Consider the following 16,100-nt stretch of genomic DNA (forward strand, 5'->3'; position numbering starts at 1 on the left):
TGGATCTGAGGGCGGCAAGCGCCCTGCTGTGCGCATCTGCCTGGCAGTGCGCCCCGTGTCGGTGGGATACGAGGTGTGGCGACGCCATCAGTTCGCCAGGAAAGCGGGTACCCGTCGAATTGCATCGGCGCGAGCCGCCGGGCTGGTGCCCGTATGTGCCGAGCCGCTGCCGTCGGCCGTGAAGGCAAGGTCGGCCGTTTCATGAACCGTCAGGTTCGGATGGTCGAAGTCGTGATAGGCATCGGGGTAGACGACAATGGATACCGGCTCGCCGACTGCTTGCGCCCGTGTCGCCAAGTCTTTGCAAGGCTTGGCTGGCGTCCAGTCGTCGGCCGCACCGATCAAGATCAGCAGCGGGACCCGGGCGTGCCAATCGCCATGCGCGAGAGGGAGGCGACAACCGGGATAGAAGGCAATCGCCTTTGCGAAATCAGGTCCCCCATCCTGAGCGGGTCGCTTCTGCCCTACGGTATAAAGGACCGTTGAACCACCGTTGGACCAGCCGAGGAGGGATATGGCCCCGGGGTCGACGTCCGCGCGACCCTGCAGATAGGCCTTGGCCGCGAAAGCATCGTCCCGACGCTCCTTTGCCGGTCGTGTTATCCGATCCCCGACCTTGCACTGAGGCCCGGTACCCCGGGACCCGAAACTGTCGGGAAAGAGCACGACATGGCCCTCGGCGACCAGCCGCTTGGCCCAATCGGCGTGGCGCGGCGCCAGATCATCATGCCGCCCATATAGGCCGGCGCAACCATGCAGGGCTATGACGGCCGGAAACCGACCCGGGCCGTCTGGTCGAAAGAGTTCGCCATGCAGCATCAACCCTTGCCCGGCGAAGGTCACCGGCTCTGCCGTTGCTGAGAGATTTGAAAGAAGGAAAGCGCAAACGCAAAAGGCAAGATCGCGGCATCGTGCGGAAGCGAAGACGAGTTTCTTCATAGTTGACCTACGAGCCCAAGATGACTGAAATCCAAAGTTTGCAACCTACTCGTTTTGTCCGGGCAACGATGTCAGGCGCTCTCTAAATTGCATTCCATTGACGAGGAGGAACCGGAGTCCCTTGGCCGTCAAGCCGTGGTATTTTGTTGAAAATGCTGGTCCAACCTTTGGAATTGGATCACGTCAGCATAGCCGGCAGCCATTTGCTCCGTGACAACCTCGAGCATGAACCAGTTCTCGATCCATAGCTCGATGACGTGGAAGACAGGTGCCCGGCCAGGTGCCCCGCGCCCTATGTATTTGGTGAGCCATCCTTCTCTCGCGCCGATCCGCTCGATCTCCTCCCGCTCACGCGGAACCGACAGAAGGGCATGAAACGCCGTGAGATCTGGCGGACTACCGATGCCCGATTCAACTGTGTCGACAAAGGCCGGGCCGTCACCGCCCTTGCCCGGCCTGAGCACCATGGCGCGCGGATAGACTTCGATCATCGTTCCGCGCGGGTCGCCGCTGACAGCCATGAAAGCACCAGAGACGGGTCCGGGGAAGGGATAGCAGCGCCCGTCCATGAGCTCGGCGAGAACGTCCGCGACGTGGCGAGGTTCGGAGGCCGGGATGGATATGTGATGGATCATTGTCTTCAGGACCTTTCGTGCTTTGCGGGTATGATGAGCCGGCTGGAACGGCGGTATCGGTGAGACGGCCATGCGGGACTTTGCGACGCCGCCGCATTTCAAACGTCGTTTCTGGGGCGGAGGCGCCAGCGCAAAGGAGGTCAACCGGGTTCGGGACCCCGCCGCACCAGGCCAATGCACATGGTCAGGAACAGGAGGGCTCCGGCGAGCCAAATCAAAGCGCCAGCGATTGCGAGCGCGGACGTGACCTGCGCAACGGCAAGTGCAATGCCGGGCAAAAACATGATTGCTCCCAGGTTCGCCATCGCGAATTGCCAAGGCGCCAGCTTCGATGCCTGCAATTCGGGGAATGCCCGCACCACGAGCCCGTACAAACACAGCGAAGCCCAACCAACCAGGTTGATGTGAGCGTGAACTGCAACGTACTGAAAGTTCTCAGTGATCCCCATGCCGATTCCGAGACACAGGCCGGAAACAAGATAGGTGGCAGCTGCAACGATGTAATAGCGGTCAATGCGGACCATGGATCTTCCCTTGATCTTTTGCTGAGTGCCCAACATGGGCGCGTCTTCGGCGACGGGAGGCGCGCGCGGTTCGTCCGACTATTTCCGGCGTCCCGTCGCCAACAGCGTCAGGCCCGGAAAGTCCAGACCAGTGGATGTCGTGAAGGGCCCCGCCGCCTCACGCAGACGGACCTGCAGAGCTTGCCTTGCGGCCTCGGGCATTGAAGCAAGCAATGCCGCGAGCGGCCCGGCCAGCGCGGTCGTTCTCGCCATCCATTCCTCGAAGGAACTGGCTTGGGTGGATACGGCCAACTCACTGACCGAGACATCAGCGAGTCCGGCGCCGAGGAGGATATCCGCCAGCTTGGCCTTGTCCTGGAGCGAGAAGGGCCCCGGCCTGCCCGGCGGCGGCGCCTGCTTTCCGGTCTGTGCGCTCACCCCATCGAGGATGAGCTTGAGCCAGGGATTGCGTTCGCGCGGTCCCCACACTGCCAGCGCCACCCGGCCGCCCGGCCGCAACACGCGAAAGATCTCACGCGCCGCCTTGGCGGGATCGAAGGCGAACATCAGTCCCTCGCGGCAGAGAACGACATCGTAGGAGCAATCCGGCTCGTCGATGCTCTCGAGATCGAGTTCTCGCGTCCGCACATTGTGGACGCCAAGAGCTGCGGCGCGAGAGGCGGCGATCGCCGTCATGCTTGCGACGACGTCCGACAGGACAACCTCGCCGCCAGGCGTAACCAGTCTTGCCGCCGCGAGGCCCACCCCTCCTGCACCGCAAGCCAGTTCGAGCACGCGTTCGCCCGGACGGGGTGACGACAGGTCGAGCAGTTTGCTCGTGATCCCCGCAGCGCGCGTGTCGATGTAGTCCGCGTGCTCGGCCCATGCCTCCGCGACGGCGTCCCACATACCGTGAAGATGCGCGCGGGCTTCGGAGATTCCCCTGCCGGGCCCGGCGATTCAATCGTCTGGCCGATGATTTTTCTGGCGTCCATGAGACGTATCCTGCTATTGATTACTCGCAAAGAGTATTAACTACAGTGAGACTGTATCCAAATGAAAGCACCGGTCAAGCCCAAGCGCAGCTACAACTCATCACGTCGTCGTGATCAGGCGGCTGAAACGCGGAAGGTGATCCTCGAAGCGGCCCAAAGGCTGTTCGAAGGGCAGGGCTATGGGGCGACCACGATGAACGCGATCGCGGCCGCGGCGAGCGTCTCCTTCAAGACGGTCTATCTTGCGTTCGAGACCAAGGGCGGCGTGCTGAACGCGCTGTGGGATCTGCTTTTGCGCGGCGCCGAGGACGCAGCGCCGGTCGGCGCCCTGCCATGGTATCGCGAGGTAATGGAGGAGCCGGATCCGCAGCGACAGCTTCGCCTCAACGCTCGCAACTCGCGGATGGTCAAACAGCGGATTGGCGCGATCACAGGCGTGATCCGCAGCGCGGCACCTCTGGACCCGGACATCGACAAGCTGTGGCGGCGCATCCAAGTGTCGTTCTATGACAACCAGCGCGCCATCGTCACGACGATCGCCGCCAAGAATGCGCTGCGACCTGATCTCGACGTCACGCGCGCCGCCGACATTCTATGGACGCTCAATCATCCGGATCTCTGGCTGCTGCTTGTGGGTGAGCGTGGCTGGACGCCCGAGGCATATGAGCAATGGTTCGGCGACATTGCCTGCAGCCAATTGCTGAGGGCGAACAGTCAAGGAAAGTAGTGCCGGAAAATGACGGAGCGATGCCGCCCGGCTTCGTCGGCACATTGGTTGTCGCCCTAGATCAGCAACAGGCCCTTCATGCTGGAATAGCCTTTCCGCCCGATGATGATGTGATCATGCACGGCGATGCCCAGCCGTTTGGCCGCGTCGATGATCTCCTTGGTCATCTCGATATCGGCGCGCGACGGCGTCGGGTCGCCCGATGGATGATTGTGCACCAGAATGATCGCGGTCGCCGAGAGTTCGAGGGCGCGCTTGACCACTTCGCGCGGATAGACAGGCGTGTGGTCGACGGTGCCGACCTGCTGCACCTCATCGGCGATCAGCGCGTTCTTCTTGTCGAGGAACAGAATGCGGAACTGCTCGCGCTCCTCGAATGCCATGGCCGAGCGGCAATAGTCGAGAAGCTGCTGCCATGACGAGAGGACTTCGCGGCCGCGAACCTCGCCGCGCGCCATGCGCTGCGCGGTCGCCGCGACGACTTTCAGGTCGAGCGCTACCGCCGGACCGATGCCCTTGACCTCCTGCAGCAGGCCGACCGGCGCGCCCAGCACTTCGGCCAGCGTGCCGAAGCGCGCCAGCAGCGCCTTGGCGACCGGCTTGGTGTCGGCGCGAGGGATCAGGCGAAACAGCAGGAGCTCCAGCAGCTCGTAATCGGGCAGGGCGTCCGGACCGGCAGCGGCAAAGCGCTCGCGCAAGCGGTCGCGATGGCCGAGATAATGTGGCTTTTCGTCGAACGTCACGGGTTTCGCCGCAGGCCGGATCGGCGCCTCGGAGAAGAAACTCCGCTCGTCGTCGTCGCTTCCTGTCCCCACAAGCCGCTCCGCATTTTCCTGGCCGGAAAGACCCGGCGGAACAAGATTAGGCCGGCAGGCCGGGGCGGTCGAGCTTTTTGGGCGACAGCGTGAAGATCTCGCAGCCGGTATCGGTCACGCCGATCGTGTGCTCGTACTGCGCCGACAGCGAACGATCGCGCGTCACCGCCGTCCAGCCATCGGACAGGACCTTCACATGCGGCCGGCCGAGATTGATCATAGGCTCGACGGTGAAGATCATTCCGGGCCGCATCTCGACGCCCTCGTTGACATTGCCATAGTGCAGGATGTTCGGCGCATCGTGGAAGAGCTGGCCGACACCGTGGCCGCAGAAATCGCGTACCACCGAGCAACGCTCGCCCTCGGCATAGGTCTGGATAGCAGCGCCGATGGCACCGGTGCGGGCGCCGGGCCTGATCGCCGCGATGCCGCGCATCAGGCATTCATAGGTGACTTCAAGCAAGCGTTCAGCCGCACGCTTGATGGTGCCGACAGGATACATGCGTGAGGAATCGCCGTGCCAACCATCGAGGATGTAGGTGACGTCGATGTTGACGATGTCGCCATCCTTCAACGGCTTGTTGTCGGGAATGCCATGGCAGACGACATGGTTGATCGAGGTGCAGGACGATTTCGTGTAGCCGCGATAGTTGAGCGTCGCCGGCAGCGCGCCGTGGTCCATGCCGAACTCGAAGACGAAGCGGTCTATTGCCTCCGTGGTAACGCCGGGCTCGACCATCGGCACCAGCTCGTCGAGGCAGCGCGCCGTGAGATCGCATGCCCTGCGCATGCCGGCAAAGCCTTCCTCGCCATAGAGACGGATCTGGCCGGTATTTCTGAGCGGTGCCGTGGCGGCGTCGAGATAGGTGATCATTTTGTCCGTATTGCCGGTAGGGGGCCTTTGAAAGAGCCAGCGTGAAATCCCGACAGATTTGGCACTTGGGGGCGAAAGGTTCAAGGAAGAACTGCCAGGCACGGCCGGGCAGCCGGGATATCTGCATCGTCAGGGCCGATGTCTTGCCGGTTTGTGCCCGGCTTGCTTTCCTTTCTTGCCACCTTGCGCTAGGGCGGGGGAGGTTTTGGGAGATCGCAACCTTTCATGACGGCCAAGCGTGGCAGATTGCTAGAAGCGCCGCTGGCGGCGGCATGCTCATGTCTGATGGGCATGGTGCTGCTGGCGATGCTGTGCCTTGGCCGGCCGGAGATGCCAGCCTTCGCGGAAGCTGCATCGGGCGGTGCCGGCGTCGGCGTGGAAAGGTCTGGCGAGGTGGCGGCACTGCTGCGTGTCACCGGCAAGGCGCAAGCGCTGGAGGTTCGCGCTGTCCGGCCGGTGCTGGCCAAGTTCGCCAGCGGCCATCCCGCCTTGCCGGTTCCCGAAGCTGTTTTCCTTCGGTTTGAACGGACTTCGCCGGACGCGGTCGCTTCCGGACACGGACCGGCCTCGGGTCGCAAGACGAGCGCCAACCAGCCGCGCGCACCGCCCTCCGTCCCGGCCTGAGCGGTCCAGAACCGCACTTTTCACCGCATACCTATCCCTGTTCGCGTCGTGACCGTGCGGCGGCTGTCGGCCGCGCATGGTCGCGCGGCGCGTCATTTCCGGACTATTTCAATGCAACGCATCAAGACATTCAAAACCCTGTCGCGCGCGGTCTCTGCGGCTTCGTTCCTCTCCGTCCAGGCGCTCATCTGCATCGGAACCGTCTATTGGGCGGTCGCGGAGACACTCGGCCTGTCGGGAACGGGGGCAATTATCCTTGCCGTCATTTTCGCGGTGCCATCGGCCTTCGTTCTGGTCACGGTGGTCCGCATGGCTTTTGACTCCGAGACCGACCCGGCGAACCAGTAAGGCTGACGGCTCCTGGCGCAGTCGCTGTCACGCATCGGTTCGCGACCCCAGTGACGACACATTTCTGGGCCAGAAGCCGGTCAGAGCAACTTTTGACGACGAATGGCGTTGCTTGCGTGACGCCAGTTCGGGAGACAGGAAATGGACAGACTGCAATTCGAGGTGCCGGTGCGCATCGCACCCGCGCCCGACCTGCCAGTCGAGGAGATTTACGGCGTCGAACAGGCGCTCGATTTTCTTCAGGACTGGCCCGCGCGACGCCAGGGCCCGATCTATCAGAAGGCCTTCAATGCCTGCTTTGGCGCCACGGTGGACGTGGTCAAGACCGAGGATGCCTGCCGCGCATTCATGGCGTTTTGTCGTGCGAGCGGACTGATGGCGAGGGACATGATGACGCCGCGCAAGCGCGGTGGCGAGGCGACGTCGCTGCAGGCCTGACGGCCATCGCCCGTTCCGGCTGTCCGCTCGAAATGCCAAGGGCCGCGTTTGAACGCAGATGACGTGTCGCGATGATCGCCTGGCTTTGTCCTGGACGACTGCCTGAAGACGCGCCAACGCCAGCGCCGTTAAGGTTCCATTTCCATCTTCGAGGTTACGCCATTGCTTGTTCAGCAATGGTTGATTCGTTGCGTCAGTCCCATGGTTCGGAAGATGTCCTCAGCAAACGTGCGTGCGTTCCCGATTGATCGTCAGGTTTTCCTCGTTCGGGAGGTTGCCGCCAAGCTGGGGACCCTGCATGGCGACAAGGCGACTTCCTTCTGGAAGGCCAAGGCTTCCGAGCTTCTCGATCACATTGTCGGTTCGGGCAAGGACAGGACTTCGGCCAGCGACGAGGTTCGCCGTTTCTTCTTTGCAGTCCAGCAAGAGATGCACATGCTGGCCGCCGACGCCGGCTGACCTGGATTTTTTCGCGGAACCGGCGGCGTCAAGCTGAGCTGGGGCAGGGCTGCAACTGTCCCCTCACTTGCTCGCTGGCCACTCTGAGTCGATCCCTATGTTGGGTTGATTTCTGGCGACTTCAGAACCTGCCCATCGCCCATGGCGGCGAGCCATTTAAGCGATGGCTTGACAACCTTCGGCATCCCGACGCCATTGTGACGCAGAGGGCGGACAGGGGGATTCCTATGAAGAAAACATACGAACAGCCGACACTCATCAAGAAAGATCGACTGTCCAGCGTGACGGCTGGCCCGGTTGCCTCAACTACGCCGCCACCGCCTTGATGGTGCGACAACAAAAGCGCCCGCCTCGGCTCACGCTGGGGCGGGCGTTGCATTTCAGGCACCGATCCTGCTCTAGCTGAATTTCCGCCGTTACCTTGCCTTTGGAACGGTCGATGAAACGAGTATCGTTTCGCTGACGCCCGTTGACGCGACCGGGCAGGTTGCAACACTATCGTTGTGGGATAGGGGACCATGCGATGAAAGCCGCAGTTGCCGTGACCTTGATGGCCTGCATGACGGTGACGCCGTGCCTGGCCGCCACCAAAGCCGATAAAGTAAGGAAGCAGATTTCGGAGGCGATGGAAGGGCTGAAGGACTGCCCGACGCTGTCTGTCAATCTTCCGAGGCTGCAGATGCTGCAGACGGAACTGGACAATCAAGGCAACATCACCGCCGCGCTGAAATCTAACGGCGACATGGCCATGGCCTTCGCCGGCACGCCGGGACCTGGCGGCCCCAAACCGGAACCGCTTTCGCCGGTCTGCCAGAAGCTGGTCGACGACTACGGATACGAAGGCAAGAAGATCAAGCGGCTGATCAACGAGCCGTGAGGGCGGTGGGGAGATCGGCGACAAGGTGTGGGTCGAAACGATCACGCCGAAGCCGAAGCGCTGAGATTTTAGCCCCGTGTATGCTGCAAGCTCCCTCAACAGGCGCTTTGATTTGCTGGCCAGCACATCAGCGGGCGCATCTAGCCCCCTGACGGCCGCGTGATAGCCCCGCGTCGTATGGACCAGCCGATAGTCGCAGGAACGCCTTGGAAATCAAAATGGCGCTCACCCCGAGTCTGCCCAGCCCGAAAGGAAATTGGCCAAACGTTGGACAGCGAGAAGAGTTTTCAGCTAAGTGCTTGAAAAGTCCTGGTACGCCCAAGGGGAATCGAACCCCTGTTACCGCCGTGAAAGGGCGGTGTCCTAACCGCTAGACGATGGGCGCGCTCAGACGAAGCGGCTTATACTGGCGTTGCGCGCAACCGGCAACCCGTCAGGTGCCACCTTGGGCAACTTTTTTGTGGCCTGTCGAATCATGGATTTCGCCACCATCACCGCATGGCTTGATTCACTAACGAGACGCTTATCGCTTCGTCATTCTAGGGCGAAGCAAGGAGCGAAGCGACGCGGCGCAGACCCTAGAATCCATGCCGCGACCTCAAGGCCTTGCCGCGGCGCAATGCTGCTAGCCGTCGCCACCGCCGCTGCGCCGGCGGCAACGCCAGTTCCAGTCGCGCTCGGGGCCGACATCGACGTGCACGGATTCGGTGTGGCAGTAGGTGCCGACGCCGCCGCGGCCGGGCATGCTTCTGATATAGCTTGCCAGCTCCCATTTCGAAACGCCGGGGACCTGGATGTCGGCGGCGGCGCAATACATGTGCAGCGAATTCTTGGCGCCGTTGGCACGCCGGTTGCGGGCCGGGTCGCGATAGCCTGACGTCACCGTCATCTTGCGGCCGTAGTGGCCTTCGATCGTCTTCAGCACCCGAACCAGCGAGGGCTTCAGGCACGCCACGTCGACGCTCTCGTTCTGCTTGAGCAATCCGTTGGGCGCCAGCCGGGCCATGCCGGCGGCGGATGCGACCCGATAGGCCCCGGCGCCTGTGCCCTCGTCTTCATTGAGGTCGACGTCGCTTTCGTCATCGAGGCCGGATTTGCGCTTGATTTCGAACAGGGCCGTCTGGCGCACGCCGGGCAGGGCATCGCTGCCAGTGATGTGGCCGGTCTCGCCGCCGATCGAGGCCAGCTGCACCGGTTTTGCCGTGGAATTGGCCGAGGCTAGCGTGATGATCGGCTTTGCCGTTGCTGACGCCGGCTTGGCCTGCACTGCGGGCGGCTCAGCCGACCTGGTGTTGATGAGCGGCGTCGCCGAGGCGGGCGTGGCGCCAAACATCGAGGCCAGGAAGCCTTTTTTCTTGGGTGCCTCGGCCTGCGGCGATTGTGGCATCTCGCCAGCCGTCACGTAGACCGGATTGTTCATCGCCGGCGCGGCCGTCGGCTTTGGCGCGGTCACGGCTGCATCGGCGGCTGCAATCTGTTGAGCAACCGCGTCGTTCTCCCGCGCCGTCTGTGCCGGCTGCTGCAACGACTGCGGCGTGTTTCCCGCGATGGTTTCGGCGCCCGCCGGAGTGGTCAGCGGAAAGGCGGCCTGGGGGTTCGCTATTGGCACATAGGCGACCGTCTCGGGAAGCGCCGTATCGCTTGCCGTCATCACGGTCGTCTGCTCGGTGGTGATCTGCGACGAATCGGTGACGGTGGCCGCCTTGGCGCTCGAGGCCGCGCTTATGTCCGATGCGGTAGCGTAACCCGGCATTCCAACCGACATTGTCGGGTCGCCGGCCGAGGTGCAGGATGCCAGAAGCACGGAGCAGAGCGCTGCCACGATGGCGCGGCGTTCTCCCTTTGCGAGGCTCCATCCTGCTGATTTCAAAGCCAAATTCCCCCTCGATGTCCGGTCGGCATATCCTTGGCGCGGCCCTGAAACGTCGCGACGAAGTACCTTTGTCTCCGATCCGGAAACGAGACCTGTGTCAAATCCGCAAGCTTGGAAGTATTTTTGTCGTGATTGCCGAATTGTGGCCGCTTGAAGGTTGACGACACCATTTCGCCCGCTTTTGCCGGCTCGTCAACTCACCAGACATTACAGTCCGTTACACACGCACCTTCACATAGGTACCGGGAGCATCCCCCAAGGTTTTCATATGCTTGCCGGGTTTGCGAGCCGGCACGCGGGTGTTGTCCTTGGTCTCGATCCAGTCTTGCCAGTGCGGCCACCAGGATCCTGGATGTTCGGTGGCCGCGGCAATCCACTGGCCGAAGTCGCCCGTCGGCGTCCCTCCGGTCCAGTACTGATACTTCTTGGATGCCGGCGGATTGACGACGCCTGCGATATGGCCCGACCCGGCCATGACGTAGTCGACCTTGCCGCCGAAATATTTCGAGCCGAGGAAAACGGAGAGCGCCGGCGCGATGTGATCTTCCTTGGAGGCGAGGTTGTAGACCGGAATGGTGATGTCGGCGAGTGAGACCGTGTGGCCCGCCAGTTCCATCGTGCCGCGCGAAAGGTTGTTCTCGAGATAGCAGTTGCGCAGATAAAAAGAGTGGTTGGCCGCGCCCATGCGGGTCGAATCGGCATTCCAGTAGAGCAGGTCGAAGGGCAGGGGATCCTTGCCGCGCATGTAGTTGTTGACGACATAGGGCCAGATCAGGTCGCCCGAACGCAGCATGTTGAAAGCGGTCGCCATCTTGGTGCCGTCGAGGTAGCCCTTCTCGCTCATCGACTTTTCCACCGCCGCGACCTGTTCCTCGTCGACGAAGACTTTCAGGTCGCCGGCATGGGTGAAGTCGACCTGCGTGGTGAAGAAGGTGGCCGACTTGATGCGGTCGTCGCCTTCCTGTGCCATCAGCGCCAGTGCCGCCGCCAGCAGCGTGCCGCCGACGCAATAGCCGATCGCGTTGACGTCCCTTTCGCCGGTGGCCTTCTCGATCGTGTCGAGGCCATATTTCAGCCCTTCGCGTATATAGGCTTCCCAGCTCTTGGTGCCGTGGCGCTCGTCCGGGTTGATCCAGGAGATGACGAAGACGGTGTGGCCCTGCTCAACCGCCCAGCGGATGAAGGACTTCTGCGGATTGAGATCGAGGATGTAGAACTTGTTGATCCATGGCGGGCAGATCAGCAGCGGCCGCTTGAGCACCATCTCGGTCGCGGGATCGTACTGGATGATCTCGGCGACATCGCTGCGGCCAACCACCTTGCCGGGAGTGGTGGCGATGTTCTTGCCGATCTCGAAGGGCGAATAGTCGGCCTGTCGCAGCTTCAGATCGCCCTTGCCGGCGGCAATGTCCTCGGCCAACATCTTCATGCCGCGCACCAGGTTTTCGCCGTTCGAGGCGACGGTTTCGCGAAACAATTCTGGGTTGGTCAGGATGAAATTCGACGGCGAGATGGCGTTGGACACCTGCTTGACGTAGAAGCCGGCCTTGTGACGGGTGTGCTCGTCCAGGCCATCGGCGTGCTCAACCAGGTCGGCCGCCCAGCGCGAGGTGACGAGATAGGCCTGCTTGAGAAAATCGAAGAAGGCGTTGCGGCCCCATTCGGGGTCGAGGAAGCGCTTGTCGCCGCGTTCCGGCTTGACGGCGTCTTCAGTGCCTTCGGCCGCGTTGCTGGTGCGCTGAATGGCGTTGGCCCAGACAGTCATGTAGCCGGAGAACAGCCGCGTCTGCGCTTCCAGCGCGCGCTGCGGATCGGAAAGCCAGTATTCGCTGAGCTTGGAGAAGGTCTTCACCATGTCGACAACCGGCTCCGCGACGCTGTCGCGCACCTCGCCTTTTTCGCGCGGCTCGGCCCACGCGGAAGCCGCCTTGCCGGCCTGCTCGATCATGCGCGCCATGTTCAGGGCGAAGCGTTCCGGGTCCTTCACCAGATATTGCTCGACGGTCGAAGGCTCGTCATCTTCCGCTTTGCCCGAATCGGGTGTCTTGGACATGGTTCGCGGGGTTCCTCCCGAAGCGTTTTCTTGACATATTAACATGGGACATCCGACCGGGTCCAATCTCGCTCTACCTCGGCTGCCAAGGAAACCATATGACGATTAATATTGGCGAGACTGTTTTTTTCGGCGCTGGACATTTTTTGCGCATCGGCGCGGCAATCATCCTTCTGGGGATCGCCGGGTGTTCGAGCACCAACGGCCCGGAGCCCGTCGCGGCGGGCATTGGGCCGAAGGACACCGGCACCTTTCCAAACCTGAACATCAAGCCGCAAGTGGCGGCGCCGCAGTTCACCGAAGCCGAGAGGAACGCCAAGCTTGCGCAATTGAAGGCCGATGAGAACGCGCAGGCGGCGAAAGGCGGCGGTCCCAAGGTCACCGACCAGGCGGCGCTCAAGGATCTGGCCAAAAAACATGGCGGCGAAACGCTGAAGCAGATCGAAGGCAAATGCGACCCCGCCCTCGACCCTACCTGCAAATGAGTATATAGGGCGCGCGCAAACGCGCCCTCCCAAACGCCAAGTGATGTCTGGAACTGCCATGGAAGAGTTTCACAAGGTCCGCCGGCTTCCGCCTTACGTCTTCGAGCAGGTCAATCGGCTCAAGGCCAGCGCCCGTTCGCGCGGCGCCGACATCATCGACCTCGGCATGGGCAATCCGGACCTGCCGACGCCCAAGGCGATCGTCGACAAACTGTGCGAGGTCGTGCGCGATCCGCGCACCCATCGTTACTCCTCTTCGCGCGGCATTCCTGGCCTGCGCCGCGCCCAGGCCAACTACTATGCCCGCCGCTTCGGCGTGAAGCTCAATCCGGACACGCAAGTGGTGGCGACGCTGGGGTCGAAAGAGGGCTTCGCCAACATGGCGCAGGCGATCACCGCCCCGGGCGACGTGATCCTGTGCCCCAATCCGACCTATCCGATCCACGCTTTCGGATTCATCATGTCGGGTGGCGTCATCCGTTCGCTGCAGGTGGAGCCTGATGACGGCTTCATCCCGGCGCTCGAGCGCGGCGTGCGGCACTCGATCCCGAAGCCGCTGGCGCTGATCCTCAACTATCCGTCGAACCCGACGGCGCTGGTCGCTTCGCTCGACTTCTACAAGGACGTGGTGGCGTTCGCGAAGAAGAACGACATCATCATCCTTTCCGACCTTGCCTATTCGGAGATCTATTTTGACGGCAATCCGCCGCCCTCGGTGCTGCAGGTGCCGGGCGCGATTGACGTCTGCGTCGAGTTCACCTCGATGTCGAAGACCTTTTCCATGCCTGGCTGGCGCATGGGTTTTGCCGTTGGCAACGAGCGGCTAATCTCGGCGCTGACGCGGGTGAAATCCTATCTCGACTACGGCGCCTTCACGCCGATCCAGGTGGCGGCCGCGCATGCGCTCAACGGCGACGGCGCCGACATCGCCGAGGTGCGTGACATCTACCACAAGCGTCGCGACGTGATGGTCGATGCCTTCGGCCGGGCCGGCTGGGCCGTTCCCGCGCCTGCGGCCTCGATGTTCGCCTGGGCGCCGATTCCGGAGCCGTTCCGTCATCTCGGCTCGCTCGAATTCTCCAAGCTGCTCATCGAGCACGCCGACGTGGCGGTGGCCCCCGGTGTCGGCTTTGGCGAGCATGGCGACGATCACGTGCGCATCGCGCTGGTCGAGAACGAGCACCGGATCCGGCAGGCGGCGCGCAACATCAAGCGCTTCCTGTCGACCAGCGCCAAGCAACCCAACAACGTGGTGCCGCTTTCCGCACACCGGTAGGCTTGCCGCACACAATTTCGATCTGACCTGAAGGACGTCGCCGGCTATGGCTGAAGCACTGCGTGTTGGAATTGCCGGTCTTGGCACGGTGGGCGCTTCGGTGGCGCGTGTGCTGCGCGACAAGGCGGCGGAACTGACTCGGCAGTGCGGGCGCGATATCATCGTCACCGCGGTCTCGGCGCGCGACAAGAAACGCGATCGCGGCGTTGATCTCGGTTCGGCGAAATGGTTCGACGATCCGGTCAAGATGGCGCAGGCCGCCGATATCGATGTTTTCGTCGAACTGATCGGCGGCGACGAAGGGCCGGCGCGCGCCGCGGTGAAGGCGGCGCTCGAAGCCGGCCACCATGTCGTCACCGCCAACAAGGCGCTGCTCGCCAAGCATGGTGTTGCGCTGGCCGAGATCGCCGAGAAGCGCGGCGTGCTGCTGAACTACGAGGCGGCGGTGGCGGGCGGTATTCCGGTCATCAAGACGATGCGCGAGGCGATGGCTGGTAACTCGGTTACCCGCGTGTTCGGCATTCTCAACGGCACCTGCAACTATATCCTCACCCGCATGGAGGCCGAGGGCATCTCGTTCGATGCTTGCCTGAAGGACGCGCAACGGCTGGGCTATGCCGAGGCCGACCCGACCTTCGACATCGAGGGCCACGACACCGCGCACAAGCTGTCGATCCTGACCAGCCTTGCCTTCGGCACGAGGATCGCCGCCAACGACATCTATATGGAAGGCATTTCCAACATCACCCAGGCGGATATCCGCGCGGCCGGCGATCTCGGCTACCGGATCAAGCTGCTCGGCGTCGCGCAGCGTACCGAAAGCGGCATCGAGCAGCGCGTGCACCCGACCATGGTGCCAACGGCCTCGGTCATCGCGCAGGTGCATGGCGTCACCAATGCGGTGGCGATCGAGACCGATATACTGGGCGAACTGCTGCTCTCCGGCCCCGGCGCCGGCGGAAACGCCACAGCCTCGGCCGTCATCGGCGACATCGCCGACATCGCCAAGAGCCGGCCCGGCTTCCAGCATGGCCCGGTCTTCGGCCGGCCGGCGAAGGAACTGAAACCCTACAAGAAAGCGCAGATGCGCAGCCATGCCGGCGGCTACTTCATCCGGTTGACCGTGCACGACCGCATCGGCGTGTTCGCGGCGATCGCCAAGCGCATGGCCGACAACGACATCTCGCTGGAATCGATCGTCCAGCACGCGGTCAGCGAGGAGGCGGCGGCGCAGAAGACGGTGATCCTCGTCACGCACGAGACGACCGAGGCCGCCGTGCGCAAGGCCGTCGACGGCATCACCAAGGATGGTCACCTGACCGACAAGCCGCAGGTCATCCGCATCGAGCGGGCAGGGTAGCATCCAGTCGGGTCGCAGCACGGGCAAGATCGCGCCGGTATTGCCCCTCGGTGCCAAGGCAAACAACCGCGATATGCCGGAACGAATTCGGCTCGGAGCCGTTCTCTTGGTCAGCAACCAAAGGAACCGCTTCATGGCCGATACCAACAAGTCCGACACCCCCCATATCGACGACATCCAGAAGGCGCTGGAAAAGCAGATTGCCGAACTGCGCAAGGAAATCACCAAGATCAACAAGAGCATTGCGGCGCGCGGCGCGGAAATGCTGGACGACGCGAGCGAGCAGGCTTCCGATTTCTACGAGACGGCGGCGAGCCGCGCGTCGCGAACCGCGCAGCAGCTGCGCACTCAGGCCCAGGCAGTGTCGGAAGTCGCGCGCGAGAATCCCGGCACGACGACCGCCGTGGTCGGTGTGATTGGCCTGCTCGGCTTTCTGGCCGGGCTCGCGATTGGCCAGTCGATGAACGACACGCCGCGCCGCTGGTATTGATGGCGTCCCGATAGAGCCGGCTTTGCCGGCTCATTTCCTCGTTTTCGGCAAATCCTTTCCAGGAGGGCATTATGGCTTCATCGATGTTGATAGGAATCCTGATCACGTTCCTCGTGATCATTCTCGTTCTCTATCTGGTTCAGCGTCTGCCGCTCGATGCCAGGATGAGGCAGATCGTCCAGATCATCGTCATCATCATTGGCATCATTTCGCTGCTCAAATATCTCGCGGTCTTCTAGGCGAGCGAGCGCGCCAATGCGTCGCGGCTGGCTGTGATGGGATCAGGCAGCCGACCGGCAACCCATGATTTTCACTTTTTCAGTCCGGCC

Annotated in this window: 19 protein-coding genes and 1 tRNA gene; 11 read left to right on the forward strand and 9 right to left on the reverse strand. The window is 62.6% G+C overall.

All coding sequences use genetic code 11. The features are described from left to right. Nucleotides 1–87: 87 nt before the first annotated feature. The 4 genes from AC56QP_RS32560 to AC56QP_RS32575 all read right to left on the reverse strand — a co-directional run bounded on the left by AC56QP_RS32560 (nucleotide 88) and on the right by AC56QP_RS32575 (nucleotide 2,986). Complete coding sequence (locus tag AC56QP_RS32560; RefSeq protein ID WP_497109006.1) at nucleotides 88–939, reverse strand: dienelactone hydrolase family protein; 852 nt, start codon at nucleotides 937–939, stop codon at nucleotides 88–90. A 128-nt stretch (nucleotides 940–1,067) separates the two neighbouring features. Next, a complete protein-coding gene (locus AC56QP_RS32565) occupies nucleotides 1,068–1,646 on the reverse strand; it encodes a hypothetical protein (protein WP_489861811.1) in 579 nt (192 codons plus the stop codon). A 68-nt stretch (nucleotides 1,647–1,714) separates the two neighbouring features. Then, entirely contained in the window at nucleotides 1,715–2,134 is a 420-nt protein-coding gene (locus AC56QP_RS32570; protein WP_497100917.1) for a hypothetical protein, read from the reverse strand. Between the two features lie 42 nt (nucleotides 2,135–2,176). Next, entirely contained in the window at nucleotides 2,177–2,986 is an 810-nt protein-coding gene (locus tag AC56QP_RS32575) for a class I SAM-dependent methyltransferase (protein WP_497100916.1), read from the reverse strand. A 147-nt stretch (nucleotides 2,987–3,133) separates the two neighbouring features. On the opposite strand from AC56QP_RS32575, the gene AC56QP_RS32580 reads away from it, so the two are divergent. Beyond that, on the forward strand, nucleotides 3,134–3,799 hold the full coding sequence (locus AC56QP_RS32580; RefSeq protein WP_489861808.1) for a TetR/AcrR family transcriptional regulator: 666 nt from the start codon (nucleotides 3,134–3,136) through the stop codon (nucleotides 3,797–3,799). 56 nt (nucleotides 3,800–3,855) lie between these two features. Here AC56QP_RS32580 and radC read toward each other — a convergent pair whose 3' ends face one another. Beyond that, nucleotides 3,856–4,614 (reverse strand): RadC family protein, encoded by a 759-nt coding sequence (radC, locus tag AC56QP_RS32585; protein ID WP_489861807.1) that lies wholly within the window; start codon nucleotides 4,612–4,614, stop codon nucleotides 3,856–3,858. 46 nt (nucleotides 4,615–4,660) lie between these two features. After that, entirely contained in the window at nucleotides 4,661–5,488 is an 828-nt protein-coding gene (map, locus tag AC56QP_RS32590) for a type I methionyl aminopeptidase (protein ID WP_489861806.1), read from the reverse strand. 225 nt (nucleotides 5,489–5,713) lie between these two features. On the opposite strand from map, the gene AC56QP_RS32595 reads away from it, so the two are divergent. The 5 genes from AC56QP_RS32595 to AC56QP_RS32615 all read left to right on the forward strand — a co-directional run bounded on the left by AC56QP_RS32595 (nucleotide 5,714) and on the right by AC56QP_RS32615 (nucleotide 8,234). Continuing rightward, a complete protein-coding gene (locus AC56QP_RS32595; RefSeq protein WP_489861805.1) occupies nucleotides 5,714–6,112 on the forward strand; it encodes a hypothetical protein in 399 nt (132 codons plus the stop codon). 111 nt (nucleotides 6,113–6,223) lie between these two features. After that, complete coding sequence (locus tag AC56QP_RS32600; RefSeq protein ID WP_489861804.1) at nucleotides 6,224–6,460, forward strand: hypothetical protein; 237 nt, start codon at nucleotides 6,224–6,226, stop codon at nucleotides 6,458–6,460. Nucleotides 6,461–6,601: 141 nt separating this feature from the next. After that, on the forward strand, nucleotides 6,602–6,898 hold the full coding sequence (locus AC56QP_RS32605) for a DUF982 domain-containing protein (protein WP_489861803.1): 297 nt from the start codon (nucleotides 6,602–6,604) through the stop codon (nucleotides 6,896–6,898). Between the two features lie 162 nt (nucleotides 6,899–7,060). Further along, nucleotides 7,061–7,357: a DUF6074 family protein gene (locus AC56QP_RS32610; RefSeq protein WP_269905353.1), complete on the forward strand. Its 297-nt coding sequence runs from the start codon at nucleotides 7,061–7,063 to the stop codon at nucleotides 7,355–7,357. 523 nt (nucleotides 7,358–7,880) lie between these two features. After that, complete coding sequence (locus tag AC56QP_RS32615; RefSeq protein ID WP_489861801.1) at nucleotides 7,881–8,234, forward strand: hypothetical protein; 354 nt, start codon at nucleotides 7,881–7,883, stop codon at nucleotides 8,232–8,234. 310 nt (nucleotides 8,235–8,544) lie between these two features. On the opposite strand, the gene AC56QP_RS32620 is transcribed toward AC56QP_RS32615, so the two are convergent. The 3 genes from AC56QP_RS32620 to AC56QP_RS32630 form a co-directional block, all read right to left on the reverse strand. Next, nucleotides 8,545–8,619: transfer RNA gene (locus AC56QP_RS32620), tRNA-Glu, on the reverse strand. A 240-nt stretch (nucleotides 8,620–8,859) separates the two neighbouring features. Continuing rightward, nucleotides 8,860–10,110, reverse strand: coding sequence for a D-Ala-D-Ala carboxypeptidase family metallohydrolase (locus AC56QP_RS32625; protein WP_489861800.1), 1,251 nt, complete (start codon nucleotides 10,108–10,110; stop codon nucleotides 8,860–8,862). A gap of 214 nt (nucleotides 10,111–10,324) precedes the next feature. Then, a complete protein-coding gene (locus AC56QP_RS32630; RefSeq protein WP_489861799.1) occupies nucleotides 10,325–12,160 on the reverse strand; it encodes a PHA/PHB synthase family protein in 1,836 nt (611 codons plus the stop codon). A gap of 98 nt (nucleotides 12,161–12,258) precedes the next feature. On the opposite strand from AC56QP_RS32630, the gene AC56QP_RS32635 reads away from it, so the two are divergent. The 5 genes from AC56QP_RS32635 (at nucleotide 12,259) to AC56QP_RS32655 (ending at nucleotide 16,010) form a co-directional block, all read left to right on the forward strand. Continuing rightward, nucleotides 12,259–12,645 (forward strand): hypothetical protein, encoded by a 387-nt coding sequence (locus AC56QP_RS32635; RefSeq protein ID WP_489861798.1) that lies wholly within the window; start codon nucleotides 12,259–12,261, stop codon nucleotides 12,643–12,645. Between the two features lie 58 nt (nucleotides 12,646–12,703). Continuing rightward, a complete protein-coding gene (locus AC56QP_RS32640) occupies nucleotides 12,704–13,921 on the forward strand; it encodes an LL-diaminopimelate aminotransferase (RefSeq protein WP_489861797.1) in 1,218 nt (405 codons plus the stop codon). A 46-nt stretch (nucleotides 13,922–13,967) separates the two neighbouring features. Then, entirely contained in the window at nucleotides 13,968–15,281 is a 1,314-nt protein-coding gene (locus AC56QP_RS32645; protein ID WP_489861796.1) for a homoserine dehydrogenase, read from the forward strand. Between the two features lie 133 nt (nucleotides 15,282–15,414). Then, nucleotides 15,415–15,771, forward strand: a complete 357-nt coding sequence (locus AC56QP_RS32650; RefSeq protein WP_489861795.1) for a hypothetical protein — start codon at nucleotides 15,415–15,417, stop codon at nucleotides 15,769–15,771. A 71-nt stretch (nucleotides 15,772–15,842) separates the two neighbouring features. Further along, the gene (locus AC56QP_RS32655; RefSeq protein ID WP_081293949.1) at nucleotides 15,843–16,010 is read left to right on the forward strand and encodes a Thivi_2564 family membrane protein; all 168 of its coding nucleotides are present in this window, start codon (nucleotides 15,843–15,845) and stop codon (nucleotides 16,008–16,010) included. Nucleotides 16,011–16,100: the final 90 nt, after the last annotated feature.

It is taken from the genome of Mesorhizobium sp. RCAM 05104 (genome assembly GCF_059683645.1).